Source organism: Leifsonia aquatica H1aii (assembly GCF_000633535.1).
In the GTDB taxonomy this organism is placed as follows: Bacteria; Actinomycetota; Actinomycetes; order Actinomycetales; family Microbacteriaceae; genus Leifsonia; species Leifsonia aquatica_A.
The window spans coordinates 465,143-488,799 of sequence record NZ_AYMR01000009.1; the positions used below are offsets into that span (position 1 = coordinate 465,143).

A 23,657-nucleotide genomic window follows, 5' to 3' on the forward strand; every position below is an offset into this window, starting at 1 on the left:
GCCCGCTCGTCGTCTCAGCGCGGCAGGAGCGGCATCACCACGGCGAGCAGACCCAGCCCGGCGGCGATCGCCCAGCCGATCCGCACCAGCCGTGCGCAGCGGACCTCGCGCTCGATCGCCGCGAACCGGTCGGCGACGTCGGCGCGGGGCTCGGCCGCGCGCCACGTGCCCGGAGCGTCGGCCAGCCGCGCGACGGCCTCGACCGTCGCGGCATCGAGCACCGCGGGGCGTCGCACCAGCCAGCGCACGAGCGCCTCCCCGCGGACCACGTCCACGGCGCGCGGTCGGGCGCGCACCCGGAGCTCCTTCGCACCGAGGACCGCGACGATCGCACGCACGGGCGCTTCGATGCCCGCCGCCGTCAGCAGCCCACGCACCCGTGAGGTCTCCAGGTCGGCGTTGCGCAGGGCGGCGGTCTTCGTGCCGTTGACGAGCAGCGCGCGGTCGGCGACCCAGACGCGCGCGCCACGGTGGTGCTTGGTGTTGATGACGAAGACGCCGCCCGGACCCACGACCAGATGGTCCAGGTCCGCATCCCCGTTCCCGACGGGCAGCGCGTGGAAGACACGCCACCCGCGAGGCAGGTGGGTGAGGCGGGCGCCGATCTCGCGTTCGCCGAGGGCGCCGACGAACCACGGGACCGTCTCGTCCGCCAGGGGCGTCACGCCGAGGGCGCGCGCGAGCGGAGAGCGGGGCGGGGCGGAGTCGTGCAGGCGCACCACCTGCGCCATGACCGCCGCACCAGGCGCCCGCTCGCTCATCCGTCCGCTGTCCATCGCGCCACGGTATCGAGCGCCTGTGCGGCACCGGCAGTCCCCACTCCGGGCCGCTCCGGGGCGGCCTACCCCTGGTCGGGGGAGCCGTCCCGCGCGGCGTTGAGATCGTCGTCCGGGAGCCGGTCGGCGAGCGACGCGTTGCGCTCGGCCACGGTCTCCAGCTGATCCTCGGCGGTCTCGCCCAGACCGGCGACCGCGTCGGCCAGGGTGTCGGCCGGGGTGGCGCCGTGGGGGAGGGCGTCGGTGTCGGTCTCGGCGTCGGTGTCGGCGTCGGTGGGCGGGGTGGTGCCGGTCGGGTCGTCGTCGGCGGCGGAGGCGTGCGAATCGGTCATGCGGCGCACAGTACGCGCCCGCGGAGTAGCATGCGCGGCATGAGCCGCATCGAAACCGGGATCGTCTCCTACACCCTCTCGGGTGACTACCTCGCCCGCGTCGGCGCCGACTTCGACGTGCAGGCGGTCGACGACGCCATCCTCGCCGAGCTCAACCGCCGCCTCCCGGACGGGGTCGTCGTCGAGCGCAGCGGCCGGGTGCTGGCCGACGAGTCGCGCGCCGACGAGGCGCGTGCGCTCGACTGGACCGCGCTGCTGGCCGGAATCGACGTGGACCAGATCCTGGCCGACCACGGGCGCTGAGTCCGAGGCCGAGCGCTCGGCGCTTCGCCGCGCACACCGCGGCATGACTCCTCAGCGCGCCTTCTTCACCTGCTCGTAGGCCGCCAGCGCGGCCCGTCGGGTCTCGGCCAGGTCGACGATCGGCTCGGGGTAGTCGGAGGTGTCCCACTCGGGCACCCAGCGGCGGACGTAGTCGCCGTGCGGGTCGAACTTCGTGCGCTGCAACTCGGGGTTGAAGACGCGGAAGTACGGCGCCGCATCGGCGCCGCTGCCCGCGACCCACTGCCAGTTGAACGGGTTGCTTGCGGGATCGGCGTCGACCAGCGTGTCCCAGAACCACTGCTCGCCGCGTCGCCAGTCGATCAGCAGGTTCTTGATCAGGAACGACGCGACCACCATGCGCACGCGATTGTGCATGGTGCCGGTTCTCCACAGTTCCCGCATCCCCGCGTCCACGAGGGGGATGCCGGTGCGACCCTGTTGCCAGGCCCGCAACGCCGTGGGGTGCAGGCGAGGCCAGGGGAAGGAGTCGTACTCGCGATGGATGTTGACGGTGGACAGCTCGGGTTGTTCGAAGAGCGTGTGATAGGCGAACTCACGCCATCCCAGCTCGCTGAGGAAGGTGCTCGCGCCGTCGGCGTTGGCGCGGTCGCGGGCGGCGGCGGTCGTGTGCCAGACCTGGTGCGGGCTGAGTTCGCCCCAACGCAGATGCGGGGAGAGCCGAGAGGTCGCGTCGATGCCCGGGGTGTCGCGGTCCTCCCGGTAGCGACCGACGTCGTCCGCGAGGAACGCCGCGAGGCGTCGCCGGGCGGACCGCTCGCCCGGCTCCCACGTCTCGCGCAGGCCCGCCGCCCAATCGGGTCGGGTCGGCAGCAGTCCCAGGCCGTCGAGGCTCTCGCCGTCGATCGGATCGGCGGGCGTCACTCCCGTCGGAGTGGCGAGCGGCCGGCGTGGCGGGGGAGCGGCGAGGCAGGCGCGCCAGAACGGCGTGTAGACGGAGAACGGTGTGCCGGCGCCGGTCCGGATCGTCCACGGCTCGAAGAGCAGGGAGCCGGCGAAGCTCGTCGCCTCGCGGCCGTCCGCGCGCGCGGCGGTCTTGACCGCCTCGTCGATCCGCCGTTCCGCGGCGCCGTACCGCCGGTTCCAGAAGATCGCCGAGGCCCCCGTCTCACGCAGCACGGCGGCGATCTCCCGCTCGGCGGGGCCGCGCCGCAGCGTCAGCGTGGCGCCGAGACGGTCGAGCTCCTCGCCGAGCGCGCCGAGCGAGTGGTGCAGCCACCACCGGGCCGCACCGCCGGGAGCCCGCAGTCCCTCCGACTCCTCGTCCCAGACGTAGAGGCAGAGCACGGGGCGACCGGAATCGGCCGCCGCCCGCAGCGCGGGATTGTCCGCCACCCGCAGGTCGTCGCGGAACCAGACGACGACCGGGCCGTCGGTGCGATCCGTCGCGCTCACAGATCGAGGGTGTCGCCGGGCTCCAGGGCGAAGTGCTCGCCGCCGTTCTGCTCGGTCGCCCACGCGATCCGGGCATTCGACATGTCCTTGCCCGCCCGCGAGAGGACCATCTCGTGAGTCGGGAAGCTGCGCTTCGGCTTGACCGCCAGCACATAGTCCATCACGTCGGCCACCTTCATCCACGGCGCCCCCGACGGGGCGGCGAGCACGTCGACCTCCACGCCCTCCGGGATGGTGAACGAGTCACCCGCGTAGTACAGCTCGTCGTTGATGAGCACGCCGAGGTTGTCGACGGTCGGGATGCTCGAGTGGATCACCGCGTGCACCCCGCCGAAGAAGCGCAGGGTGAACGGGCCGGCCTCGACGGTGTCGCCGGCATGCACGACCGTGACGTCGAAGTCCGCCGCCGCCCGGGCGACGCCCTCGGGGGCGAAGATCTGCGCATCCGGGTTCAGCTCGAGCACCCGGTTCAACTGCTCGGGGGTCCAGTGGTCGGCGTGCTCGTGCGTGATGACGACGGCGACGGTGTTCGCCGTGTCCGTCAGGGGCGTGGTGAAGCTGCCCGGGTCCACGAACAGCTTCTTCCCGGAGTCCTCGAGGAGCAGGGCGGCGTGTTCGAACTTGGTGAGTCTCATGTCACAAGGAAATACCGATCCCGCGGACCGTGCAAGCCGGGGGCGGATGAGCAGCGCCGGATCGATCCGAGGGTGGCGGAATATACCCGGTGGGGGTATCGTTCGAGGTGTCATGGACAGCACGAACGCACACGAGGACCAGCGCACGGCGCACGAGCACGCGTCCGGCGAGCAGCACGCGCACGACCACGGGGGGCCTGGGGGCGACCCGCATGGGGCGGGCGGCAATGATCACGGCGCCCCTGAGCACGGATCGCACGATCACGGTGACCACGATCACAGCGTCCGCGATCACGGCGCTCCTGAGCACGGATCACATGATCACGGCGCCCACGATCACGGCGCGCACGCGGGACACGACCCGGCGATCTTCCGGCGCAAGTTCTGGCTCACTCTCGTCCTGACCATCCCGACGCTCGTGTTCTCGCACGGGCTGCAGGAGATCCTGGGGCTCTCGGGCCCGCGCTTCCCCGGAAGCCAGTACATCCCGGCCGTCTTCGGCATCGTGATCTTCTTCTACGGCGGACTCGTGTTCCTCCGCGGCGCGGTCGACGAACTGCGCACGCGCAGGCCGGGCATGATGACGCTGATCTCCCTGGCGATCGTCGTCGCGTTCGGGTACAGCCTCGCCGTGACGCTGGGGCTGCCGGGGATGGACTTCTGGTGGGAGCTCGCCACCCTCATCCTGATCATGCTGCTCGGGCACTGGATCGAGATGTCCGCGGTGATGGGCGCGCAGGACGCTCTCGGACAGCTCGCCAAGCTGCTGCCCGACACGGCGGAGCGCGTCGCCGACCCGCAGGCGGATCCCGACGTCGTCCCGGTGGGCGAGCTCCGCGTCGGCGACCTGGTGCGCGTCCGGCCCGGCGCGGCCGTCCCCGTCGACGGGGAGATCGTGGACGGCCGCAGCGACCTCGACGAGTCGCTTCTCACCGGAGAATCCAAGCCGGTCGGCCGGGGCCCGGGCGAGCAGGTCGTCGCCGGCAGCATCTCGGGGAGCGGATCGTTGGTGGTCCGCGTGGGCCGCACCGGCGGTGACACGGCGCTCGCCGGGATCATGCGACTGGTCTCCGACGCGCAGGCCAGCAAGTCGGAGACGCAGGTGCTCGCGGACCGTGCGGCGGCCTGGCTCTTCTACGTCGCCCTCGCGGTCGCGACGATGACCCTCGTCGCCTGGGTGATCCTTCGGCCGGGCGATCCCGCCTTCGTCCTCGAGCGGGTCGTCACCGTGCTCGTGATCGCCTGCCCGCACGCGCTCGGACTGGCGATCCCGCTCGTCGCGCAGATCTCCACCGCGATCGGCGCGCGCAACGGCCTGCTGATCCGCGATCGTCACGCGATGGAGGACGCCCGTCGCATCGACGTCGTCCTCTTCGACAAGACGGGCACGCTGACCGAAGGGCGGCAAGGCGTCGCTTCCATCGCGGCGGACGACGACCAGGAGGACGCGCTCCTGACCCTCGCCGCGGCCGTCGAGGCGCCGGCGGAGCATCCGATCGGCCGGGCGATCGTCGCCGCCGCCCGCGAGCGCGGACTCGCCGTCCCGCCCGTGGACGGATTCGAGGCCCTCGGCGGACGGGGAGCGGCCGCCACGGTCGACGGCGAACGGATCGTCGTCGGCGCACCGCGACTCCTCGTCGAGCAGGGCCTCACGGCCGACGGGCGCATCGCCGCCGCGGCGGAGGAGGCCGCCCGGCTCGGACAGACCGTGGTGTACGTGCTCCGGGGCGAGCGGGTCGCCGGGGCGATCGCCCTCGCCGATGTGGTGCGTCCAGAGTCCGCGGAGGCCGTCCGGGCACTGCGTGATCGCGGGATCCGCGTCGCCATGCTCACCGGCGACTCGCGCGCGGTGGGCGAGGCCGTCGCCGCCCGGTTGGGCATCGACGAGGTCTACGCCGAGGTGCTGCCCGGAGACAAGTCCGGGACGGTCGCCCGGCTCCAGAAGGACGGGTCGCGCGTCGCGATGGTCGGAGACGGCGTGAACGACGCACCCGCGCTGGCTCAGGCCGACGTCGGCATCGCGATCGGGGCCGGGACCGACGTGGCGATCGAGTCCGCCGGGATCGTGCTCGCCTCCAGCGATCCGCGGGGCGTGGCGAAGGTGGTCGAGCTGTCGCGCGCGACCTATCGCAAGATGCTCCAGAACCTGGCGTGGGCGACGGGGTACAACGTGATCGCCCTCCCGCTCGCGGCGGGTGTCGCCACGGGGATCGGCGTGGTCGTCTCGCCGGCGTTCGGCGCCGTGCTCATGTCGGTCTCGACCATCGTTGTCGCCCTGAACGCGCAGTTGCTGCGCCGCGTGCGGCTCTAAGCGGGGCAGCAGCGTCCGCGCGTCCGCGCGTCCGCGGGGCACCCGATCGGGGTCCCCGCGGACGCGCGCGCGTATGGGATCATCGTGCACTATGGCCGCACCCCAGAGAACCGTCGTGGTCGCGGTCAACCCGATGGCCTCGTTCGGGCACCGGCGCGAGGTGGGACCGCTCGTCGTCGAGCGCCTCCGCAGAGCGGGTTACGCCGTGGTCGCCGTCGACGAAGCCAACATCGAGCTCCTGCGGCGCGAGACCTCCCGGGCCGTGGCGGAGGGAGCCGACGCTCTCGTGGTGGTGGGCGGCGACGGGATGGCCAACCTGGGCATCAACATCGTCGCGCAGACCGCTCTGCCGCTCGGCATCGTCCCGAGCGGCACCGGCAACGACCTCGCCGACGGGCTCGGCATCCCGGTCGGCGACACGGAGGCCGCGATCGCCCACCTCCTCGCCGCACTCGAGCGCGAACCGCGCACCGTCGACGCCGGCGTGGTGCGTCACGGCGACCTGTCCACCTGGTTCGGCTCGGTGCTCTCGGCCGGCTTCGACGCCACCGTGAACGAGCGGGCCAACCTGATGACGCGACCACGCGGCCGCAGCCGGTACATCGTCGCGCTGTTCCGCGAGCTCGCGACGCTGTCGCCGCGCCCGTACCGGATCGTCGCGGACGGCGAGACGCTCGACGTCGACGCCATGCTGGTCTCCGTCGCCAACAACCGCTCCCTCGGCGGCGGCATGCGCATCGTCCCGCACGCGTCCATCGACGATGGCCGGCTCGACCTCTTCGTCGTCGGACGGATGTCGCGGATGCGCTTCCTGCGGGTGTTCCCGAAAGTGTTCCGCGGCGAGCACACCGAACTCCCGGAGGTCTCGTTCCGGTCGTTGACCAGCGTGCGGATCGAGGCGGCGGACGTCGTGGCCTACGCGGACGGCGAGCGGATCGGCCCCCTCCCGGTCGAGGTCGCGGTCGTTCCCGGAGCCCTCCGGGTGCTCGCCTGACCGGCGCGACACACCCGGAATCCGGGCTCGTTTTGGAGGATGCATCAGAACTGTGGCATGATCATTGAGTTGTAAAACACGGCCCCATCGTCTAGCGGCCTAGGACGTCGCCCTCTCACGGCGGTAACGCGGGTTCAAATCCCGCTGGGGTCACCACTCAGAAGAAGCCCTCTCGGACCATGTCCGGGAGGGCTTCGTCGTTGCTGCGGGCCAGCCTCCCCGCCGGACGCCTGCCGGGCGGGCGACCTCAGGGGAGCCACTCGGTGGGGAAGTGGTCCCGGATGCGCTCGCTGAAGTACTGGCCGGCGGAGGGCGCGGAGCGGAACTCCCGCCAGACCCGGTCCGACACGAGGCGGTACCGGTAGCGCGCACCCGACATGAAGACGATCTCGAGGATGTGCTCGCGGTTGTCGAACCCCGCCGCCGCCACCACCGCGCTCTCGAACTCGACCCAGTCCACGCGGCGAACTGTACGCGCGTGCACGACGGCTCGGGGAGTCCGGTAGAATAGGTCTTCGCGAAGGGGAGTATCCCGGACGGCCGCGGTCATGCACCGCCGCCGGCGCTGTGAACGTCATCACGGTCCGTTCAGGACCCGGGCACGGCGGCACCCGTCAGGGTGCGGGAGAGACTTTCGGCTCTTTGTCGACGCCCCTTCCGAAAGGTCCTTCATGGAACTCGCCCTCCCGCTCTGGTTCGAGATCGGCTCGATGGTCGTGCTGCTGCTCGTCCTCGCCTTCGACCTGCTCATCGTGTTCAAGCGGCCGCACATCCCGAGCCCGAAGGAGTCGGCGCTCTGGGTGTCGTTCTATGTGGCGCTCGCGCTGGTGTTCGCGCTGCTCATGCTGCTGATCGGAGACGCGGAGCACGCAGGACAGTTCCTGGCCGGCTGGCTGACCGAGTACAGCCTGAGCATCGACAACCTGTTCGTCTTCGTGATCATCATGAGCAGGTTCGCCGTCCCCAGGAAGTACCAGCAGGAGGTGCTCATGGTGGGCATCATCCTGGCGCTGATCTTCCGCGGGATCTTCATCGTCCTCGGCGCGAGCCTCATCGCCAGCTTCAGCTGGATCTTCTACATCTTCGGCGCCTTCCTGCTCTGGACGGCGATCAACCAGGCCTTCGGCAACCACGACGACGAGGGGCAGAACGACAGCTGGTTCATCCGCTTCACGCGCCGGCGCCTGAAGGTGTCCGACCAGTACGAGGGCAACAAGCTGCGCACCACGGTCAACGGCCGGCGCATGTTCACGCCGCTCATCATCGTGTTCGTCGCCCTCGGCACCACGGACCTGCTCTTCGCACTCGACTCGATCCCGGCGATCTTCGGCATCACCCAGAGCCCGTTCATCGTGTTCACCGCGAACGTCTTCGCCCTGATGGGCCTGCGCCAGCTCTACTTCCTGCTCGGCCACCTGCTCGACAAGCTGGTGTACCTCAAGTACGGGATCGCCTTCATCCTCGCGTTCATCGGCGTGAAGCTGGTGTTCCACGCGATGCACGAGAACGAGCTGCCGTTCATCAACGGCGGCGAGCACATCGCGTGGGCGCCGGACATCGACACGTGGACCTCGCTCGCCGTCATCGTCGGGTCGATGGTTGTCGCTACCATTGCAAGTCTGGTGAAGCTGCGGATGAGCGGCTCCACCCTCGCCGAGGCGATCCACGGCGATGATGAGGACGACGAGGCCGCCGAGGCCCCGGCGGCCGGGACCGGTGCGGTCGCGGCCCCGCGCGATCAGCAGGAGGACCCCGCACATGACCTCACACGTCGGAGTGAGCGCCCGGAGTGACATCGGGGCGGTGCGCCACGTGAACGAGGACGGCTTCCTCGCGGAGGACCCGGTCTACGCGGTCGCGGACGGCATGGGCGGCCACGCCCGTGGCGACCTGGCCAGCCGGACCGCGCTGGAGAGCCTCGCCCGCACCCTGCAGCCAGGGACCCGGCCGACGCCCGACGAAGTGGTGGCCGCCATCGACGAGGCGAACGCCGCGGTGCGGGCGCTCTCGGGAGCGGACGAGTCCGGTGCCGCCGTCGCCGGCACCACGCTGACCGGCGTCGTGCGCGTGCGCGTGCCCGAGCGGGCCGCAGAGCAGTGGATGGTCGTGAACGTCGGCGACTCGCGCGTCTACCGCTGGGACGGCAGCACCCTCGCCCAGCTCACCGTCGACCATTCCGCCGTGCAGGAGCTCGTCGACGCCGGACTGATCACGCCGGCGCAGGCCGCCGTCCATCCCGAGCGCAACGTGATCACACGGGCGCTGGGCGCGGAGGACTTCGTGGACACGGACGTGGAGGTGCTGCCGGACGCGGCGCACCAGGTGTTCCTGGTCTGCTCCGACGGGCTGACCCGCGAGTTGAGCGACGACCGCATCGCCGCGATCCTGGCGGAGCGGCCGGAGGACCCGGCGGGCGCCCTCGTGGACGCCGCGGTCGAGGCCGGCGGCCACGACAACGTCACCGTGCTCGTCGTCGAGGCGGACGACACCGCGGCCGCGGATGAGGCCGACGGACCGTCGGTGATATCCTGACAGGCGTGTACGCGGGTCGTCTCCTCCTTAGCCGCCGCGGCGAGTCCTAGCTCTCAGGCCACTCTCGCCGCGGAGTCCGTCGACGGCTGATCCGCACGCAAGCTAAGGAGTACGAGAACAATGACGACCGAAACCGATCGCTCTCCGCTGACTCTCGCAGAGAAGGTCTGGCGGGACCATCTGGTCGTGAAGGGCGAGGACGGCTCGCCCGACCTGATCTACATCGACCTGCACCTCGTCCACGAGGTGACCAGCCCGCAGGCCTTCGACGGGCTGCGGATGGCGGGCCGCCCGGTCCGCCGCCCCGACCTCACGATCGCGACCGAGGACCACAACACGCCGACCATCGGCATCGACCGGCCGATCGCCGACCTGACCAGTCGCACGCAGATCGAGACCCTGCGCCGCAACGCCGAGGAGTTCGGCATCCGCCTGCACTCGCTGGGCGACATCGAGCAGGGGATCGTCCACGTGGTGGGACCCCAGCTCGGTCTGACCATGCCGGGGATCACGGTGGTCTGCGGAGACTCGCACACCTCCACGCACGGCGCGTTCGGCGCGATGGCGTTCGGCATCGGCACCAGCGAGGTGGAGCACGTCATGGCCACCCAGACGCTGCCGCTGAAGGCGTTCAAGACGATGGCGATCACCGTCGAAGGCGACCTGCGCCCCGGCGTGACCGCGAAGGACATCATCCTGGCCGTCATCGCCAAGATCGGAACCGGCGGAGGCCAGGGCTACGTGCTGGAGTACCGCGGCAGCGCCATCCGCGCCCTCTCGATGGAGGGCCGCATGACGATCTGCAACATGTCGATCGAGGCGGGCGCCCGCGCCGGCATGGTCGCCCCCGACGAGACCACGTACGCGTACCTCAAGGGCCGTCCGCACGCTCCGGAGGGCGCCGACTGGGACGAGGCCGTCGCCTACTGGGACACCCTGGCCAGCGACGAGGACGCGGTGTTCGACGCCGAGGTCTATCTCGACGCGGCCGACATCGAACCGTTCGTCACCTGGGGCACCAATCCCGGCCAGGGCGTCTCGCTCAGCCAGTCCGTCCCGGACCCGGCGCAGATCGCCGACCCGAACGCCCGTGCCGCCGCCGAGCGTGCGCTGGAGTACATGGATCTGGAGGCCGGGACGCCGATGAAGAGCATCCCCGTCGACGCGGTGTTCATGGGCTCCTGCACCAACAGCCGGATCGAGGACCTCCGCGCCTTCGCCTCCCTGATCAAGGGCCGCACGAAGGCCGACAACGTGCGCGTCATGGTCGTGCCCGGCAGCGCCCGCGTGCGGATCGAGGCCGAGGCCGAGGGGATCGACAAGATCGTCGAGGAGTTCGGCGCCGAATGGCGCTTCGCGGGCTGTTCGATGTGCCTGGGCATGAACCCGGACCAGCTGGCTCCGGGGGAGCGGTGCGCCTCCACGTCGAACCGCAACTTCGAGGGCAGGCAGGGCAAGGGCGGACGCACCCACCTGGTCTCGCCGCTCGTCGCAGCGGCCACCGCGATCCGCGGAACCCTGTCCAGTCCCTGGGACTTGGATAACGATGGCGGCGACACGCCGGGGACCGGCGACGCGGACACCCGCGCGGGAGAGAAGGTGAACGCCTGATGGAGAAGTTCGAGACCGTGACCGGCGTGGCCGTCCCGCTGCGCCGTTCCAACGTGGACACCGACCAGATCATCCCTGCGGTGTTCCTCAAGCGTGTCACCAAGACCGGTTTCGAGGACGCCCTCTTCCACGGCTGGCGCCAGGATCCGGACTTCATCCTCAACCAGGAGCCCTACCAGGGCGCCTCCGTGCTCGTGGCCGGTGCCGACTTCGGCACGGGATCCTCGCGCGAGCACGCGGTGTGGGCGCTGCGCGACTTCGGGTTCCAGGTGGTGCTGAGCCCCCGATTCGCGGACATCTTCCGCGGCAACTCCGGCAAGCAGGGTCTGCTCGCCGGCCAGATCTCCGAGGAGGACGCGGAGCGCCTCTGGGCGGCCATCGAGGCCGAGCCGGGAATAGCGGCCACGGTCGATCTGGTTGCCAAGACTGCGACGATCGGTGAAGTCCAGGTGTCTTTCGACATCGACGATTACACTCGCTGGCGTTTGCTCGAAGGGCTGGACGACATCGCCCTCACCCTGCGCGACGAGGCGCGCATCTCCGAATATGAAAGCGGCCGCGCTGGTTGGCGGCCCACGACACTCCCGGTGAAACTTTGAACTCACTTCTTCAGGACGCTCAGGCAGCAGGAGCGCGCGTCGGCCTCAAGGGCGACCGCATCACGATCAACGGCGGCATCCCCCTGCGGGGCCGCATCGAGGTCCGTGGCGCCAAGAACTTCGTCACCAAGGCGATGGTGGCCGCGATCCTGGGCGAGGGCCCGAGCGTCCTGCGGAACGTCCCCGACATCAGCGACGTCCGCGTGGTGCGCGGGCTGCTGGAGGTGCACGGCGTCAAGGTGACCGACGGCGCCGAGGAGGGCGAGCTGCTGCTCGACCCGAGCGCCGTCGAGTCCGCCCACATGGCCGACATCGACGCGCACGCCGGCTCCAGCCGCATCCCGATCCTGTTCTGCGGGCCGCTGCTGCACCGTCTCGGCGAGGCGTTCATCCCCGACCTCGGCGGCTGCCGCATCGGCGACCGTCCGATCGACTACCACCTCGACGTGCTGCGCCAGTTCGGCGCCGTCGTCGACAAGCGCCCCAGCGGCATCCGGCTGAGCGCTCCCAACGGCCTCCACGGCGCGAAGCTCTCGCTTCCCTACCCGAGCGTCGGCGCGACCGAGCAGGTGCTGCTCACGGCCGTCCGCGCCGACGGCATCACCGAGCTCTCCGGCGCGGCGATCGAGCCCGAGATCATGGATCTGATCAACGTCCTGCAGAAGATGGGCGCGATCATCTCGGTCGACACCGACCGTGTCATCCGCATCGAGGGCGTCTCGAAGCTCGTCGGCTACAGCCACACGGCCCTGTTCGACCGCAACGAGGCCGCCAGCTGGGCCGCCGCGGCGCTCGCGACGAACGGCGACATCTACGTGGGAGGCGCGCGCCAGCCCGAGATGCTGACCTTCCTCAACGTCTTCCGCAAGGTCGGCGGCGCCTTCGAGATCCACGACGACGGCATCCGCTTCTTCCACCCGGGAGGCCCGCTCAAGCCCGTCGTGATCGAGACCGATGTGCACCCCGGCTTCATGACCGACTGGCAGCAGCCGCTGGTGATCGCCCTGGCGAAGGCCGAAGGCGTGTCGATCGTGCACGAGACCGTCTACGAGCAGCGTTTCGGCTTCGTCGACGCGCTCATCGACATGGGCGCGAAGATCCAGGTGCACAAGGAATGCCTCGGCGGACACGCGTGCCGCTTCGGTCAGCGCAACTTCAACCACTCCGCGGTCATCATGGGCCCGACGGAGCTCAAGGGCGCCGACATCGAGATCCCCGACCTGCGCGGCGGCTTCAGCCACCTCATCGCGGCACTCACCGCCGAGGGACGCTCGACCGTCAGCAACGTCGGCATCATCAGCCGCGGCTACGCGAACTTCATCACGAAGCTGGAGCAGCTCGGAGCGGACTTCGTCCTCGAAGGGTGACGCCGGTCTCACCGGTGATACACTCCCTTTCATGAGCACGGTCAGCGTTCGTGAACTGCGCAATCACGGCGGGGAGATCCTCGATCGCGTGGCTCGCGGCGAGCACCTGACGGTGACGCGGGACGGTGCGGAGGTCGCCGAGCTCGCTCCGATGCCGCGACCGCGACGGAGCCTGGCGGTCCTCATCGCTCGGCGCCGCGCGATCCCGGCGGTCGACCCGCAGCTCCTGCGCGCGGACATCGACGACGTCATCGATCAGGCCATCTGAGATGACCGTCGGGCTCCTCGATACGTCCACCCTGATCCTGTTGGCCCGCATCGACGATCCGTCGTCGCTGCCGGACGAGCCGGTGATCAGCGCGATCACACTCGCGGAGCTCTCTGTCGGACCGCTCGTGGCGAAGACGGAGGAGGAGCGCGTCGCACGACTCGCACATCTCCAGCTCGCCGAGGCGGATTTCGAGCCGATACCGTTCGACGAGCAGGCCGCGCGAGCGTTCGGCCGGGTGGCGAGCGCGCTCCGGGCGGCGGGTCGCAAGCCGTCTGCGCGGGCGTTCGATGCGCTGATCGCCGCGACCGCGATCTCACGCGACCTCCCGCTGCACACCTGCAATCCGTCGGACTTCGCCGGGATCCCGAGCCTCGATCTCCGACCCGCGACGGCGACTCCGTGAGACGTATGCAGTCCCCGGAGGGTGACGGCACGGATAATAGGGGTGTGTCACATCCCGAAGATCCCGCCGTCCCGCATCCGCCGACGAAACGCCAGCGCTCGGAGAAGAGCCGTCCGTCGATCTTCTGGGTCCTCGCCGGTCTGATCGTCCCGATCGGGAGCCTGATGGCCCGGTTCCGGATCGTCGACCGCGAGAAGATGCCGCGCCACGGCGCGTACATCGTCGCCCCGAACCACTACAGCGAGATCGACCCGGTCATGGTCGGCATCGTGCTGTGGAAGCTGGGTCGGCTCCCGCGCTTCCTCGCCAAGGACAGCCTGTTCCGCATCCCGGTCGCGGGCTGGTTCCTGCGCAAGTCCGGCCAGGTGCCGGTCTCGCGCGGGGGAGCGGCCCGCGGGTCGGCCCCGCTGGAGGCCGCCCAGAAGATCATCGAGGAGGGGCGCATCGTCGTCGTCTACCCGGAGGGCTCGCTGACCCGCGATCCCGACATGTGGCCGATGCGCGGCAAGACGGGCGCGGCCCGGATGGCCCTCGAGCACGGCATCCCGGTGATCCCGATCGCGCATTGGGGAACCCAGCAGGTCATGGCCCGGTACTCCAAGAAGATCAGCTTCTTCCCGCGCAAGACGATCGACGTCAAGGTGGGCGACCCGGTCGACCTGTCGGCGTTCGAGGGCCGCAACCTGGACACGGCCACGCTGGCCGAGGCGACCGCCGTCATCATGCAGGCGATCACCGCCCTGCTCGAAGACCTCCGCGGCGAGCAGGCCCCCGCGGAGCGCTGGGACCCGACACAGCACAACCAGAAGGAGACCGGCCGCTTCGATGGCTAAGACGGCTCGTAAGGCCCCGCCCACCCCGCCCCGCCGCATCGCGGTGCTCGGCGCCGGCAGCTGGGGAACCACATTCGCGAAGATCCTCGCCGACGGCGGCTCCGACGTCGTGCTCTGGGCCCGTCGGCCCGAGCTGGCGCGCGAGATCAACGAGGTGAAGCGCAACAGCGACTACCTGGAGGGGATCAACCTCCCGCGCACGCTGCGTGCGACCTCGAAGCTCGGGGAGGCGATGCGCGACGCGGAGGTCGTGTTCGTCTCCATCCCGAGCCAGACGCTGCGGGACAACCTGGAGGCGATGAAGCCGTACCTCGGGCCGTCCACGATCGTGGTCAGCCTGATGAAGGGCGTCGAGAAGGGCACCGGCCTGCGGATGAGCGAGGTGATCGCGCAGGGCCTGCCGATCGAGCCCGAGCGCATCGCCGTCGCCTCCGGACCGAACCTGGCGCTGGAGATCGCCCGCGAGCAGCCGACCGCGGCGGTCGTCTCCTCGGCGAGCCTGGAGACCGCGCAGCTGGTCGCCATGGCCGCCACCAACCGCTACTTCCGCAGCTTCGTCAACACGGATGTGATCGGCACGGAGTTCGGCGGCGTGCTGAAGAACCTGATCGCCGTCGCGATCGGCATCGTCGACGGCGTCGGCTACGGCGAGAACACCAAGGCGTCGATCATCACGCGCGGTCTGGTCGAGATGACCGACTTCGCGGTGGCGTACGGCGCCGAGGCCCAGACCCTCTCGGGGCTCGCGGGCCTCGGCGACCTGATCGCGACCTGCGAGTCGTCGCTCAGCCGCAACAACACCGCCGGGCGACTGCTCGGCCAGGGCTACAGCTTCACCGACGTGGTGAAGCAGATGAACCAGACGGCGGAGGGGCTGGCCTCGGTCGCCCCCGTGCTGAGCCTGGCAGAGGCGCGCGGGGTGGAGATGCCCATCGTGCGGCAGGTGAGCCAGGTGCTCGCCGGCACGCTCGATCCGAAGGACATCGCGCCGCACCTCACCACGGACTCGGACGAACCGCAAGGCGAAAGGACGACGGATGACGGACACGGCCACGGTGGCTCTTCTCTTCGGGGGGCGTTCAAGCGAGCACTCGATCAGCTGCGCAACGGCGGCCGGGGTCCTCGCAGCGATCGACCGTGATGCGTACCGTGTCATCCCGATCGGGATCACCCACGACGGGGCGTTCACGCTCCAGCCGGACGACGCCGCCCGTTTCGCGCTGAACGCGGACGCGCTGCCGCAGGTCGAGGACAACGGCACGCGCATCCACTGGCCCGAGAGCGTGGCCACCCGTGCGCTGACCGTCACCCACCCGGACGGCTCTGTCGAGTCCCTGGGCGACATCGACATCGCCTTCCCGATCCTGCACGGACCGTGGGGCGAGGACGGCACGATCCAGGGCATGCTCGAGCTCGTGGGCCTGCCCTACGTCGGCAGCGGTGTGCTCGCCAGCGCCCTCGGGATGGACAAGCACTTCACCAAGTCGGTCCTGCTGCAGGCGGGCATCCCCGTGGCGCCCTGGCAGACGGTCACCGCACATCAGTGGCGGACGGCCCCGGACGCGGTGCGCGCCGCCGCGGAGGCGCTGGGACTGCCGGCGTTCGTGAAGCCGGCGCGGGCCGGCTCGAGCGTCGGGGTGACGAAGGTCTCGGATCGGGCGGACCTCGGCGCGGCGATCGAGATCGCCCTGGCCGAGGACGATCGCGCCCTCATCGAGTCGGCGCTGGTCGGGCGCGAGGTCGAGATCGCCGTCCTCGGCGGACGGCCGGGCGAGCCGTCGCGCGCCTCCGTCGCCGGCGAGGTCGTCGTCTCGGGCCGCGACTTCTACGACTTCGCGGCGAAGTACCTGGACGCGCCCGGCATCGACCTCATCTGCCCGGCGGACCTGAGCGAGGCGGAGCTCGCCGACATGGCGGACCTCGCCGTGCGCGCGTTCGACGCGATCGGCGGCGAGGGACTGGCCCGCGTCGACTTCTTCCTCACCGCGGACGGCTTCGTCGTCAACGAGATCAACACGATGCCCGGCTTCACGCCGATCTCGATGTTCCCGCGCTGCTGGCAGGAGTCGGGGCTCTCGTACCCCGACCTCATCGACGAGCTGATCCAGGTGGCCCTGGCCCGCGCCGCCGCCTGACCGCCTCCGCAGCCGCGGCCTCGCCGCGTCTCGCGTGGGGGCGAGCGCTGCGGTTCGGGACGAACGCGGCGCGGCGCCCGACCGCGCACGTCCCGTGCGGCCGCGCACGTCCCGAGCGGCCGCGCACGTCCCGTGCGACCGCGGTCGCCGTGCTGTGGCGATTGGGGGCGGTCAGCGAGCGGCGGGTAGGCGGCCCGGTGCGCTGCGGTTCGGGACTTACGCGGCGCGGCGGCGCGTCGGCGACGCGGCGGCGGTCAGCCGGCCGGGGTGCTGGTGGGCGCGGGCGTCGGGGTCGCGGTCGGGGTGAGGCTCGTGTCCAGCGTGGAGAGGCACTGGCGGGTCTGCTTGATCGTCGAGACGGCGGAGGCGAACTCCGGCAGCACCGACGAGTCGGAGGCTCCCGAGACGTGGTCGATCACGACCTCCGTCGCCGGGGTGCGGCCGAAGGTCTGGTAGACGACGGTCTTGGCCGTCGGCTCGGTCATCAGGACCCAGTCCACGCCGTTCACGTTGACGCACGGTTGCGTGGTGGGGCCGATGGGAGGGACCCCGCAGCGCAGGATGACGGCGGCCGGGTCGCCCCAGGCGCCGGTGGCCTGGGCGTCGGTCACCCGCTTGTCCTTGCCGGCGACGGAGTCGGGCAGGCGCACGCTGATCTCCGCGCAGCCGGGGTCGTTGGCCGCGGCTCCGGGCTCGAGCGAGACGGTGGGCGCGCAGCCCGCGAGGGCGAGGGCGGCGGCGGCGAGGACGGCGGCGAGGGCGGTGCGGCGTACGGACACAATGATTCAGGCTAGCGTTTCCAGACATGGGAATGTCTGAGAGCACGGCGACCGGCGGCACGATCGGGGAGGCCTCCGAGCGGGAGGCGCTGCGCCGCATCTTCCCGCGGCTGCCCGGGTCGGCGGCGACGCTGGTCGGACCGGGGGACGACGCGGCGGTCCTGGCCGCTCCGGACGGACGGTACGTCGTGACGACGGACATGATGGTGCACGGCCCCGACTTCCGGCTGGCCTGGTCGTCGCCGGAGGATCTGGGCTGGAAGGCCGCGGCCACCAACCTGTCCGATGTCGCAGCGATGGGCGCCGTGCCGACCGCGCTCGTCGTCGCCATCGCAGCCCCGACCACGATGGCCGTCGCCGACCTGGAGGCGATCGCTGACGGGCTCCGCCTCGCCTGCGAGGCACTCGCGCCGGGCTGCGGGGTCGTGGGAGGCGACCTGTCGGTCTCGGAGACCCTGACCTTCGCGGTGACGGCCTTCGGCGACCTCCAGGGTCGTCCGCCGGTCCTGCGCAGCGGCGCACGCCCGGGAGATGTGGTCGCGGTGTCGGGCACGCTGGGCGCCGCGGCGGACGGACTGCGGCTCTTGTTCTCCGAGGCCGTCGACGGGCAGGGGGTGCCCAGCCGGGAACGGTTCCACGCGGTGGCGGCCGAGCATCCCGAGGCCGTCATGGCCCAGCTGCGCCCGCGACCGCCGATCCTGGACGGGCCCCGGGCGGCGGAGGCGGGGGCGACCGCGATGCTCGACCTCAGCGACGGCCTGGCGCTGGACGCCCGCCGGGTGGCCGAGGCGAGCGGCGTGGCCATCGATCTCGATCCGACGCTGCTCGGGGGAGCCCCCCGTGCGGCGCTGACCGGGGGAGAGGACCACAGCCTCTTCGCCGCCTTCCCGCCCGACGCCGTGCTCCCGGGCGGCTTCCGGCGCATCGGCACGGTGCGGGAGGGCGCGGGCCTCCTCGTCGCCGGCCGACCCTTCGACGAGCGAGGCGGCTGGGACCCCTATCTCGAATGGGACGGCGCGGCCGGCTGACCGCCGGCTCACCCCTGCCCGCTCGTACGGCGGGGGCGCAGTTCGTCGCTCGGGCCCCGTCTGAGCGACGGTTCGCGACCCCGCGGCTGCGCGCGGCTACGCCGCGACGGGCTCCAGCCAGAAGAGGACGGTCTCGCCGTAGTCCTTGCGGCGCACCAGCTCCAGCCCCGTGGGGAGCGACGGCTCGCCGGTGCGGGAGCTGCGCTCCACGCAGACCGAGGCCTCGGGGGCCAGCAGCGGGACGAGCGCGGTCAGGACGCCGAGCAGCTCGGCGTCGTCCACGTCGTACGGCGGGTCGATGAAGACGAGGTCGAACGGGCCGGAGGCTCCGCCGAGGTACGACTGCACGCTCGTCGCGCGCACGTCGACCCTCGGGCGGGCGGAGGCCGGCGCGGCCGCGGTGACGGCGGCGGCATTGCGCTTGCACACCTGGGCGGCCGCGGGACCGCGCTCGACGAGCGTCACGGCGACGGCGCCGCGGCTCGCCGCCTCGAGGCCGAGGGCGCCGGAACCGGCGTAGAGGTCGAGCACGCGTGCGCCGTGCACGGCCCCGCGTGCGTCCAGTGCGGAGAAGGCGGCCTCGCGCACCCGGTCGCTCGTCGGCCGCGTGCCGCTCTTGGGCACTTGGAGGGTGAGGGAGCCGGCGAAGCCGGAGACGATGCGGGTCATGGCATCCCGAGCCTAGCCGCACCGGATACGACCATCGCGCACTGGTCAACGGCGGGTGGTGCCACCAAGATAGGGGCCATGGTGGAGCGCCTCGATCAACCCGAGCTCGACGCGTTGTGGGACTTCGACGACCCGGTGGGGTCCGCGGAGCGGTTCGCGACAGCCGCGGCCGAGCCGGACCGCGCGGAACTGCTCCGTGCCGAGCTGGAGACCCAGCGGGCGCGGGCCCTCGGGCTGCAGGGCCGGTTCGCGGAGGCCGATGCACTGCTCGCCTCGCTCGAACCGGCGACCGGGACGCTCCAGGTGCGGATCCTGCTGGAGCGAGGCCGGCTGCGGAACACGGAGGGGCGCACGGCCGAGGCGACGGAGCTGCTGGAGGCGGCGCTCCATGCCGCGCGACGGGAGGACGAGGTTTTCCTCGCGGTCGACGCGGCGCACATGCTCGCCATCACCGACCCCGGCCACGGCGAGCAGTGGACGGAGGAGGCCGACGCCGACCTCGCGCAGACGGCCGATCCCCGCACCCTGCGCTGGCGGGTCGCGCTCCGCAACAACCGCGGCTGGGCGCTCCTGGACGCCGGTGAGCCGCAGGCCGCGCTGCGCGAGTTCGAGCGAGCCCGGGAGGCAGCGGTCGAATACGGCACCGCCGATCAACGTTTCGCGGCGCGGTGGGCGGTGGGCCGGGGACTGCGCGCAGCCGGGCGGGGGGACGAAGCCCTCGCCGTGCAGCGCCGGCTCGCCGTCGAACGCCCCGGCGACCCGCACGTCGACGCCGAGATCGCCGCGCTGACGGGGGCTGCGCCTACGATCGAAGCATGACCAACGCCTCCGTCCCGGCCGCCGAGGGCGCGATCACGCTCGACTCGCGGCTCAGCGGCGTGCTCGGCGGGCGCACCGCCTCCGCGTTCGAGAAGGCGTTCGGGATGCGCACGGTCGGCGACCTGCTGCACCACTTCCCGCGGCGGTACGCGCGCCGCGGCGAGCTCACCGCGCTGGCCAACCTCCCGCTCGACGAGAACGTGACCATCATCGCCGAGGTGCTGCGCGTGCAGGAGCGTTCGATGCGCGCCCGGCGCGGGTCGATCCTCGAGGTGAAGATCTCCGACGGCGAGGGGATCCTGACCCTGACGTTCTTCAACCAGTCCTGGCGGTCGAAGGACCTGGTGCCCGGCGTCCGCGGGATCTTCGCGGGCAAGGTCTCGGCCTACCGCGGGGCGCTCCAGCTGGCGCATCCCGACTACGAGCTGTTCGAGCCCGACTCCGACAACGCCGTCGACCCGGGCAGTGCGGCGGCGAAGTCGTGGGCGCAGACGCCCATCCCGATCTACCCGGCCACGGGCACGGTGGCGAGCTGGCAGGTGCAGAAGGCGGTCGAGCTCGCCCTCGATGCGCTCGACGCGGCCCCCGACCCGGTGCCGGCGTCCGTCGCCGCCGAGCGCGGCCTGGTGTCGTACCGGGACGCGCTCGAAGGCATCCACCGCCCGCAGAAGGATGCGCAGTGGCAGCGCGCCCGCGACGCGCTGCGCTTCCAGGAGGCGTTCGTGCTCCAGGCCGCGCTGCTGCAGCAGCGGGCGGCGGCCCGGGTCGTGGCCGCGACGCCCCGACGGGCGCAACCGGGCGGTCTGCTGGAGCGCTTCGACGCGGCGATGCCGTTCACCCTCACGGACGACCAGGCCCTCGTCGGCAGCGAGATCAGCCGCGACCTGGACGGCACGGCCGCGATGCATCGCCTGGTGCAGGGCGAGGTCGGCTCCGGCAAGACCCTGGTCGCCCTGCGCGCGATGCTCGCGGTCGCCGACTCGGGAGGCCAGTCGGCGCTGCTCGCCCCGACCGAGGTGCTCGCCGCGCAGCACCTGCGGTCGATCGCGGCCATGCTCGGCCCCGACCTCTCCGCCCAGCTCATGCCGACCCTCCTCACCGGGCAGCTCGGCGCGGCCGAGCGCAAGCGGGCGCTGCTGCGCACCGTCTCCGGGCAGGCACGCATCGTGATCGGCACGCACGCGTTGCTGGGTGACGCCGTCACCTTCTTCGACCTCGGTCTCGTCGTGGTCGACGAGCAGCACCGGTTCGGCGTCGAGCAGCGCGAGGCGCTGCGCGCGAAGGGCGGCACTCCGCCGCACGTGCTCGTGCTGACCGCCACGCCCATCCCGCGCACGGTGGCGATGACCGTGTTCGGCGACCTGGACGTCTCCACGATCGCCCAGCTTCCCGCCGGGCGGCAGGGGATCGAGAGCTTCGTCGTGCCGCTGGCGGACCGCCCCGGCTGGGAGCGCCGGATCTGGGAGCGCGCCTCGGAGGAGATCGCCAAGGGGCGGCAGGTCTTCGTGGTCTGCCCGGCGATCACCGGCAAGGAGGCCGAGGACGACGGCGAGGGCCAGGAGACGGACGATGCGGGCGCCGCCGACGGGCCGCCGCGCGCGGTCGCCAGCGTGGAGGCCGTGGCGGCGCAGGTGCGTGCCGATCCGCTGTTCGCCGCGTCCCGCATCGGCGTGCTGCACGGCAAGCTGCCGAGCGAGGCGAAGGACGAGGTCATGCGGGCGTTCGCCGCCGGAGACCTCGACCTCCTGATCGCGACCACCGTGATCGAGGTCGGCGTCAACGTTCCGAACGCCTCGGCGATGGTGGTGCTCGATGCCGACCGGTTCGGCGTGTCCCAGCTGCACCAGCTGCGCGGCCGGGTCGGCCGCGGCGACGTCCCCGGGCTCTGCCTGCTGGTCACGGCAGCGGAGGAGGGCTCGCTCGCCCGGGAGCGCGTGGAGGCGGTCGCGGCCACCCTCGACGGCTTCGAGCTCGCGAACGTCGATCTCGAGCTGCGCCGGGAGGGCGACGTGCTCGGGAGCCGGCAGTCGGGCGGGCGCTCGTCGCTGCGGCTGCTGCGGGTCGCCTCCGACGGAGACCTCATCGGCGAGGCGCGGGTCGCCGCCGCCGAGACGCTCGACTCCGACGGCGGCCTCGCCGGCCACCCCGCCCTCCAGGCCGCGCTGGCCCGGCGGCTCGACGAGGCCGAGCGCGCCTATCTCGGCAAGTCGTGAGAAGGTAACGGATTCACAACGAAATGACGGTTATCGCGGGATAGTCTGGTGCCCTATGAACAGGATCGCCGTAGTCCCTGGATCGTTCGACCCGGTCACCCTCGGTCACCTCGACGTGATCGAGCGCGCCGCTCGGCTCTGGGACGAGGTCCACGTGGTGGTGGTCCACAACCCGGACAAGTCGGCCCTGCTGCCCATCGCGCAGCGCGTCTCGCTGCTGGAGCGGTCGATCGAGGAGGCCGGGATCGCCGGCACCATCGTGGTCGCGTCCTGGTCGATGGGCCTGCTGGTCGACTACTGCACGGACGTGGGGGCGCACGTGCTGGTCAAGGGCATCCGGTCGCAGGTCGACGTCGCGTACGAGACGCCGATGGCGATCGTGAACCGCCACCTCGCCGACGTCGAGACGGTCTTCCTGCTGCCGAACCCCGCCAACGCGCACGTGTCCAGTTCGCTGGTGCGTCAGGTCTCCGCGCTGGGTGGCGACGTCAGCCCGTACGTCCCGCCCGCAGTCTTCGAACTGCTGTCATCGAGATGAGAGTGCAGGAGCCATGAACAGCTATGCGACGCGTCAGCCCACGGAGCCCTCGGTCGCACCGGAGGAGGATGACGGCCGCGTCGCGCCGACCATGGGTCTGACCGAGCTGCGCCGTGCCGCCGAGCAGATCACGGCGAACGTGGAGTCCGTGATCGACGGCAAGCACGACGCCGTGCGCACCGCCCTGGTGGTGCTGCTCGCCGAGGGCCACCTCCTGATCGAGGACGTCCCCGGGGTCGGCAAGACGATGCTGGCGAAGTCGCTCGCGAAGTCGGTGGACTGCACGGTCAGCCGCATCCAGTTCACGCCCGACCTGCTGCCGAGCGACGTGACCGGCGTCTCGGTCTACAACCAGGCCGAGCGGCGGTTCGAGTTCAAGCCGGGCGCGATCTTCGCGAACATCGTCATCGGTGACGAGATCAACCGCGCCAGCCCGAAGACCCAGTCGGCCTTGCTGGAGTGCATGGAGGAGCGGCAGGTCACCGTCGACGGGTCGACGTATCCGCTCGCCGCGCCCTTCATCGTCGTCGCGACGCAGAACCCGGTGGAGATGGAGGGCACCTACGCCCTTCCCGAGGCGCAGCGCGACCGCTTCATGGCGCGGATCGCCATGGGCTACCCGGACGAGGACTCCGAACTGGCCATGCTCACCACGCGGGACACCTCCAGCCCGCTCTCGCGGATCGGGCCGGTGGTGACGTCCGAACAGCTGCGCTCGATGATGACCACGGCGCGCAGCGTGTTCGCCTCGGCCCCCGTCAAGCAGTACGCGGTGGACCTCGTACGGGCGACCCGTGAGGATCGCGACCTGCGGCTCGGGGCGAGTCCGCGGGCCACCCTGCAACTGGTCAGGGCGGCGAAGGCGCTCGCGGCGCTCGACGGCCGCGACTTCGTGCTCCCGGACGACATCGACGCACTCGCGGTGCCGGTGCTCGGGCACCGGCTGCTCCCCACGAGCCGCGCGCTGGGCCACCACCACGAGAGCGCGCCGGTGATCGCGGACATCGTCCGGCGGATCGTCGCGGCGACGCCGGTCCCGGTGGGCTCGGGCGCGATCGGTGCGGGCGGGCGGTAG

25 protein-coding genes and 1 tRNA gene are annotated in these 23,657 nt (G+C 71.4%); 19 read left to right on the top strand and 7 right to left on the bottom strand.

Annotated elements, in window-relative coordinates:
- Window positions 1–14: 14 nt before the first annotated feature.
- Window positions 15–776 carry a nuclease-related domain-containing protein gene (locus U870_RS0110830; protein WP_240183673.1) on the bottom strand — a complete coding sequence of 254 codons (762 nt, stop codon included), beginning with the start codon at window positions 774–776 and terminating at the stop codon, window positions 15–17.
- A 65-nt stretch (window positions 777–841) separates the two neighbouring features.
- A complete protein-coding gene (locus tag U870_RS24365; RefSeq protein ID WP_025157410.1) occupies window positions 842–1,108 on the bottom strand; it encodes a hypothetical protein in 267 nt (88 codons plus the stop codon).
- Between the two features lie 39 nt (window positions 1,109–1,147).
- Here U870_RS24365 and U870_RS0110840 point away from each other — a divergent pair, with 39 nt between their 5' ends.
- A complete protein-coding gene (locus U870_RS0110840; RefSeq protein ID WP_240183674.1) occupies window positions 1,148–1,411 on the top strand; it encodes a hypothetical protein in 264 nt (87 codons plus the stop codon).
- A 51-nt stretch (window positions 1,412–1,462) separates the two neighbouring features.
- On the opposite strand, the gene U870_RS0110845 is transcribed toward U870_RS0110840, so the two are convergent.
- Together U870_RS0110845 and U870_RS0110850 are read right to left on the bottom strand one after the other, a co-directional pair.
- Window positions 1,463–2,845, bottom strand: coding sequence for a cryptochrome/photolyase family protein (locus U870_RS0110845; protein WP_025157412.1), 1,383 nt, complete (start codon window positions 2,843–2,845; stop codon window positions 1,463–1,465).
- Complete coding sequence (locus U870_RS0110850; RefSeq protein WP_025157413.1) at window positions 2,842–3,480, bottom strand: MBL fold metallo-hydrolase; 639 nt, start codon at window positions 3,478–3,480, stop codon at window positions 2,842–2,844. The genes U870_RS0110845 and U870_RS0110850 overlap by 4 nt, the downstream gene beginning before the upstream one ends.
- 112 nt (window positions 3,481–3,592) lie before the next feature.
- Between U870_RS0110850 and U870_RS0110855 the strand changes: the two genes are divergently transcribed.
- The 3 genes from U870_RS0110855 (at window position 3,593) to U870_RS0110865 (ending at window position 6,941) form a co-directional block, all read left to right on the top strand.
- Window positions 3,593–5,791 carry a copper-translocating P-type ATPase gene (locus U870_RS0110855; RefSeq protein WP_025157414.1) on the top strand — a complete coding sequence of 733 codons (2,199 nt, stop codon included), beginning with the start codon at window positions 3,593–3,595 and terminating at the stop codon, window positions 5,789–5,791.
- A gap of 91 nt (window positions 5,792–5,882) precedes the next feature.
- Entirely contained in the window at window positions 5,883–6,785 is a 903-nt protein-coding gene (locus tag U870_RS0110860; protein WP_025157415.1) for a diacylglycerol kinase family protein, read from the top strand.
- An 80-nt stretch (window positions 6,786–6,865) separates the two neighbouring features.
- Window positions 6,866–6,941: transfer RNA gene (locus tag U870_RS0110865), tRNA-Glu, on the top strand.
- A gap of 91 nt (window positions 6,942–7,032) precedes the next feature.
- Here the strand turns inward: U870_RS0110865 and U870_RS0110870 are convergent.
- Window positions 7,033–7,245, bottom strand: coding sequence for a KTSC domain-containing protein (locus U870_RS0110870; RefSeq protein WP_025157416.1), 213 nt, complete (start codon window positions 7,243–7,245; stop codon window positions 7,033–7,035).
- Between the two features lie 211 nt (window positions 7,246–7,456).
- Between U870_RS0110870 and U870_RS0110875 the strand changes: the two genes are divergently transcribed.
- The 10 genes from U870_RS0110875 to U870_RS0110920 all read left to right on the top strand — a co-directional run bounded on the left by U870_RS0110875 (window position 7,457) and on the right by U870_RS0110920 (window position 16,536).
- On the top strand, window positions 7,457–8,578 hold the full coding sequence (locus U870_RS0110875) for a TerC family protein (RefSeq protein WP_025157417.1): 1,122 nt from the start codon (window positions 7,457–7,459) through the stop codon (window positions 8,576–8,578).
- The gene (locus U870_RS0110880; RefSeq protein ID WP_025157418.1) at window positions 8,544–9,317 is read left to right on the top strand and encodes a PP2C family protein-serine/threonine phosphatase; all 774 of its coding nucleotides are present in this window, start codon (window positions 8,544–8,546) and stop codon (window positions 9,315–9,317) included. Before U870_RS0110875 ends, U870_RS0110880 begins: the two co-directional genes overlap by 35 nt.
- Before the next feature lie 120 nt (window positions 9,318–9,437).
- Window positions 9,438–10,928, top strand: coding sequence for a 3-isopropylmalate dehydratase large subunit (leuC, locus tag U870_RS0110885; RefSeq protein WP_025157419.1), 1,491 nt, complete (start codon window positions 9,438–9,440; stop codon window positions 10,926–10,928).
- Window positions 10,928–11,527 (top strand): 3-isopropylmalate dehydratase small subunit, encoded by a 600-nt coding sequence (gene leuD, locus U870_RS0110890; RefSeq protein WP_025157420.1) that lies wholly within the window; start codon window positions 10,928–10,930, stop codon window positions 11,525–11,527. The genes leuC and leuD overlap by 1 nt, the downstream gene beginning before the upstream one ends.
- The gene (gene murA / locus U870_RS0110895) at window positions 11,524–12,894 is read left to right on the top strand and encodes a UDP-N-acetylglucosamine 1-carboxyvinyltransferase (protein WP_025157421.1); all 1,371 of its coding nucleotides are present in this window, start codon (window positions 11,524–11,526) and stop codon (window positions 12,892–12,894) included. The genes leuD and murA overlap by 4 nt, the downstream gene beginning before the upstream one ends.
- 31 nt (window positions 12,895–12,925) lie before the next feature.
- The gene (locus U870_RS0110900) at window positions 12,926–13,162 is read left to right on the top strand and encodes a type II toxin-antitoxin system Phd/YefM family antitoxin (protein WP_025157422.1); all 237 of its coding nucleotides are present in this window, start codon (window positions 12,926–12,928) and stop codon (window positions 13,160–13,162) included.
- 1 nt (window position 13,163) lies between these two features.
- Window positions 13,164–13,568 (top strand): type II toxin-antitoxin system VapC family toxin, encoded by a 405-nt coding sequence (locus U870_RS0110905; protein WP_025157423.1) that lies wholly within the window; start codon window positions 13,164–13,166, stop codon window positions 13,566–13,568.
- A 44-nt stretch (window positions 13,569–13,612) separates the two neighbouring features.
- Window positions 13,613–14,401, top strand: a complete 789-nt coding sequence (locus U870_RS0110910) for a lysophospholipid acyltransferase family protein (RefSeq protein WP_025157424.1) — start codon at window positions 13,613–13,615, stop codon at window positions 14,399–14,401.
- A complete protein-coding gene (locus U870_RS0110915) occupies window positions 14,394–15,542 on the top strand; it encodes an NAD(P)H-dependent glycerol-3-phosphate dehydrogenase (protein ID WP_029947477.1) in 1,149 nt (382 codons plus the stop codon). The genes U870_RS0110910 and U870_RS0110915 overlap by 8 nt, the downstream gene beginning before the upstream one ends.
- A complete protein-coding gene (locus tag U870_RS0110920) occupies window positions 15,439–16,536 on the top strand; it encodes a D-alanine--D-alanine ligase family protein (protein ID WP_025157426.1) in 1,098 nt (365 codons plus the stop codon). The genes U870_RS0110915 and U870_RS0110920 overlap by 104 nt, the downstream gene beginning before the upstream one ends.
- Before the next feature lie 254 nt (window positions 16,537–16,790).
- Here U870_RS0110920 and U870_RS0110925 read toward each other — a convergent pair whose 3' ends face one another.
- Window positions 16,791–17,315, bottom strand: coding sequence for a DUF3515 family protein (locus tag U870_RS0110925; protein WP_115644429.1), 525 nt, complete (start codon window positions 17,313–17,315; stop codon window positions 16,791–16,793).
- 26 nt (window positions 17,316–17,341) lie between these two features.
- On the opposite strand from U870_RS0110925, the gene thiL reads away from it, so the two are divergent.
- Window positions 17,342–18,343 carry a thiamine-phosphate kinase gene (thiL, locus tag U870_RS0110930; RefSeq protein ID WP_025157428.1) on the top strand — a complete coding sequence of 334 codons (1,002 nt, stop codon included), beginning with the start codon at window positions 17,342–17,344 and terminating at the stop codon, window positions 18,341–18,343.
- A gap of 96 nt (window positions 18,344–18,439) precedes the next feature.
- Here thiL and rsmD read toward each other — a convergent pair whose 3' ends face one another.
- Window positions 18,440–19,012 carry a 16S rRNA (guanine(966)-N(2))-methyltransferase RsmD gene (rsmD, locus tag U870_RS0110935; RefSeq protein ID WP_025157429.1) on the bottom strand — a complete coding sequence of 191 codons (573 nt, stop codon included), beginning with the start codon at window positions 19,010–19,012 and terminating at the stop codon, window positions 18,440–18,442.
- Window positions 19,013–19,090: 78 nt separating this feature from the next.
- Between rsmD and U870_RS0110940 the strand changes: the two genes are divergently transcribed.
- The 4 genes from U870_RS0110940 to U870_RS0110955 are packed head-to-tail and all read left to right on the top strand — an operon-like array spanning window position 19,091 to window position 23,657.
- Window positions 19,091–19,831, top strand: a complete 741-nt coding sequence (locus U870_RS0110940) for a hypothetical protein (RefSeq protein WP_025157430.1) — start codon at window positions 19,091–19,093, stop codon at window positions 19,829–19,831.
- Window positions 19,828–22,044 (top strand): ATP-dependent DNA helicase RecG, encoded by a 2,217-nt coding sequence (locus U870_RS0110945; protein ID WP_025157431.1) that lies wholly within the window; start codon window positions 19,828–19,830, stop codon window positions 22,042–22,044. Before U870_RS0110940 ends, U870_RS0110945 begins: the two co-directional genes overlap by 4 nt.
- Window positions 22,045–22,099: 55 nt before the next feature.
- Window positions 22,100–22,582 (top strand): pantetheine-phosphate adenylyltransferase, encoded by a 483-nt coding sequence (gene coaD / locus U870_RS0110950; RefSeq protein ID WP_025157432.1) that lies wholly within the window; start codon window positions 22,100–22,102, stop codon window positions 22,580–22,582.
- A 13-nt stretch (window positions 22,583–22,595) separates the two neighbouring features.
- The gene (locus U870_RS0110955) at window positions 22,596–23,657 is read left to right on the top strand and encodes an AAA family ATPase (protein WP_025157433.1); all 1,062 of its coding nucleotides are present in this window, start codon (window positions 22,596–22,598) and stop codon (window positions 23,655–23,657) included.

What these genes read in the sequence shown, in the direction of transcription:
- U870_RS0110830 (WP_240183673.1), bottom strand. Translation starts at nt 776, where the DNA reads ATGGACAGCGGACGGATGAGCGAGCGGGCGCCTGGTGCGGCGGTCATG.
- U870_RS24365 (WP_025157410.1), bottom strand. Translation starts at nt 1,108, where the DNA reads ATGACCGATTCGCACGCCTCCGCCGCCGACGACGACCCGACCGGCACC.
- U870_RS0110840 (WP_240183674.1), top strand. Translation starts at nt 1,148, where the DNA reads ATGAGCCGCATCGAAACCGGGATCGTCTCCTACACCCTCTCGGGTGAC.
- U870_RS0110850 (WP_025157413.1), bottom strand. Translation starts at nt 3,480, where the DNA reads ATGAGACTCACCAAGTTCGAACACGCCGCCCTGCTCCTCGAGGACTCC.
- U870_RS0110855 (WP_025157414.1), top strand. Translation starts at nt 3,593, where the DNA reads ATGGACAGCACGAACGCACACGAGGACCAGCGCACGGCGCACGAGCAC.
- U870_RS0110860 (WP_025157415.1), top strand. Translation starts at nt 5,883, where the DNA reads ATGGCCGCACCCCAGAGAACCGTCGTGGTCGCGGTCAACCCGATGGCC.
- U870_RS0110875 (WP_025157417.1), top strand. Translation starts at nt 7,457, where the DNA reads ATGGAACTCGCCCTCCCGCTCTGGTTCGAGATCGGCTCGATGGTCGTG.
- U870_RS0110880 (WP_025157418.1), top strand. Translation starts at nt 8,544, where the DNA reads ATGACCTCACACGTCGGAGTGAGCGCCCGGAGTGACATCGGGGCGGTG.
- leuC (WP_025157419.1), top strand. Translation starts at nt 9,438, where the DNA reads ATGACGACCGAAACCGATCGCTCTCCGCTGACTCTCGCAGAGAAGGTC.
- leuD (WP_025157420.1), top strand. Translation starts at nt 10,928, where the DNA reads ATGGAGAAGTTCGAGACCGTGACCGGCGTGGCCGTCCCGCTGCGCCGT.
- U870_RS0110900 (WP_025157422.1), top strand. Translation starts at nt 12,926, where the DNA reads ATGAGCACGGTCAGCGTTCGTGAACTGCGCAATCACGGCGGGGAGATC.
- U870_RS0110905 (WP_025157423.1), top strand. Translation starts at nt 13,164, where the DNA reads ATGACCGTCGGGCTCCTCGATACGTCCACCCTGATCCTGTTGGCCCGC.
- U870_RS0110915 (WP_029947477.1), top strand. Translation starts at nt 14,394, where the DNA reads ATGGCTAAGACGGCTCGTAAGGCCCCGCCCACCCCGCCCCGCCGCATC.
- U870_RS0110920 (WP_025157426.1), top strand. Translation starts at nt 15,439, where the DNA reads ATGACGGACACGGCCACGGTGGCTCTTCTCTTCGGGGGGCGTTCAAGC.
- thiL (WP_025157428.1), top strand. Translation starts at nt 17,342, where the DNA reads ATGGGAATGTCTGAGAGCACGGCGACCGGCGGCACGATCGGGGAGGCC.
- rsmD (WP_025157429.1), bottom strand. Translation starts at nt 19,012, where the DNA reads ATGACCCGCATCGTCTCCGGCTTCGCCGGCTCCCTCACCCTCCAAGTG.
- U870_RS0110940 (WP_025157430.1), top strand. Translation starts at nt 19,091, where the DNA reads ATGGTGGAGCGCCTCGATCAACCCGAGCTCGACGCGTTGTGGGACTTC.
- U870_RS0110945 (WP_025157431.1), top strand. Translation starts at nt 19,828, where the DNA reads ATGACCAACGCCTCCGTCCCGGCCGCCGAGGGCGCGATCACGCTCGAC.
- coaD (WP_025157432.1), top strand. Translation starts at nt 22,100, where the DNA reads ATGAACAGGATCGCCGTAGTCCCTGGATCGTTCGACCCGGTCACCCTC.
- U870_RS0110955 (WP_025157433.1), top strand. Translation starts at nt 22,596, where the DNA reads ATGAACAGCTATGCGACGCGTCAGCCCACGGAGCCCTCGGTCGCACCG.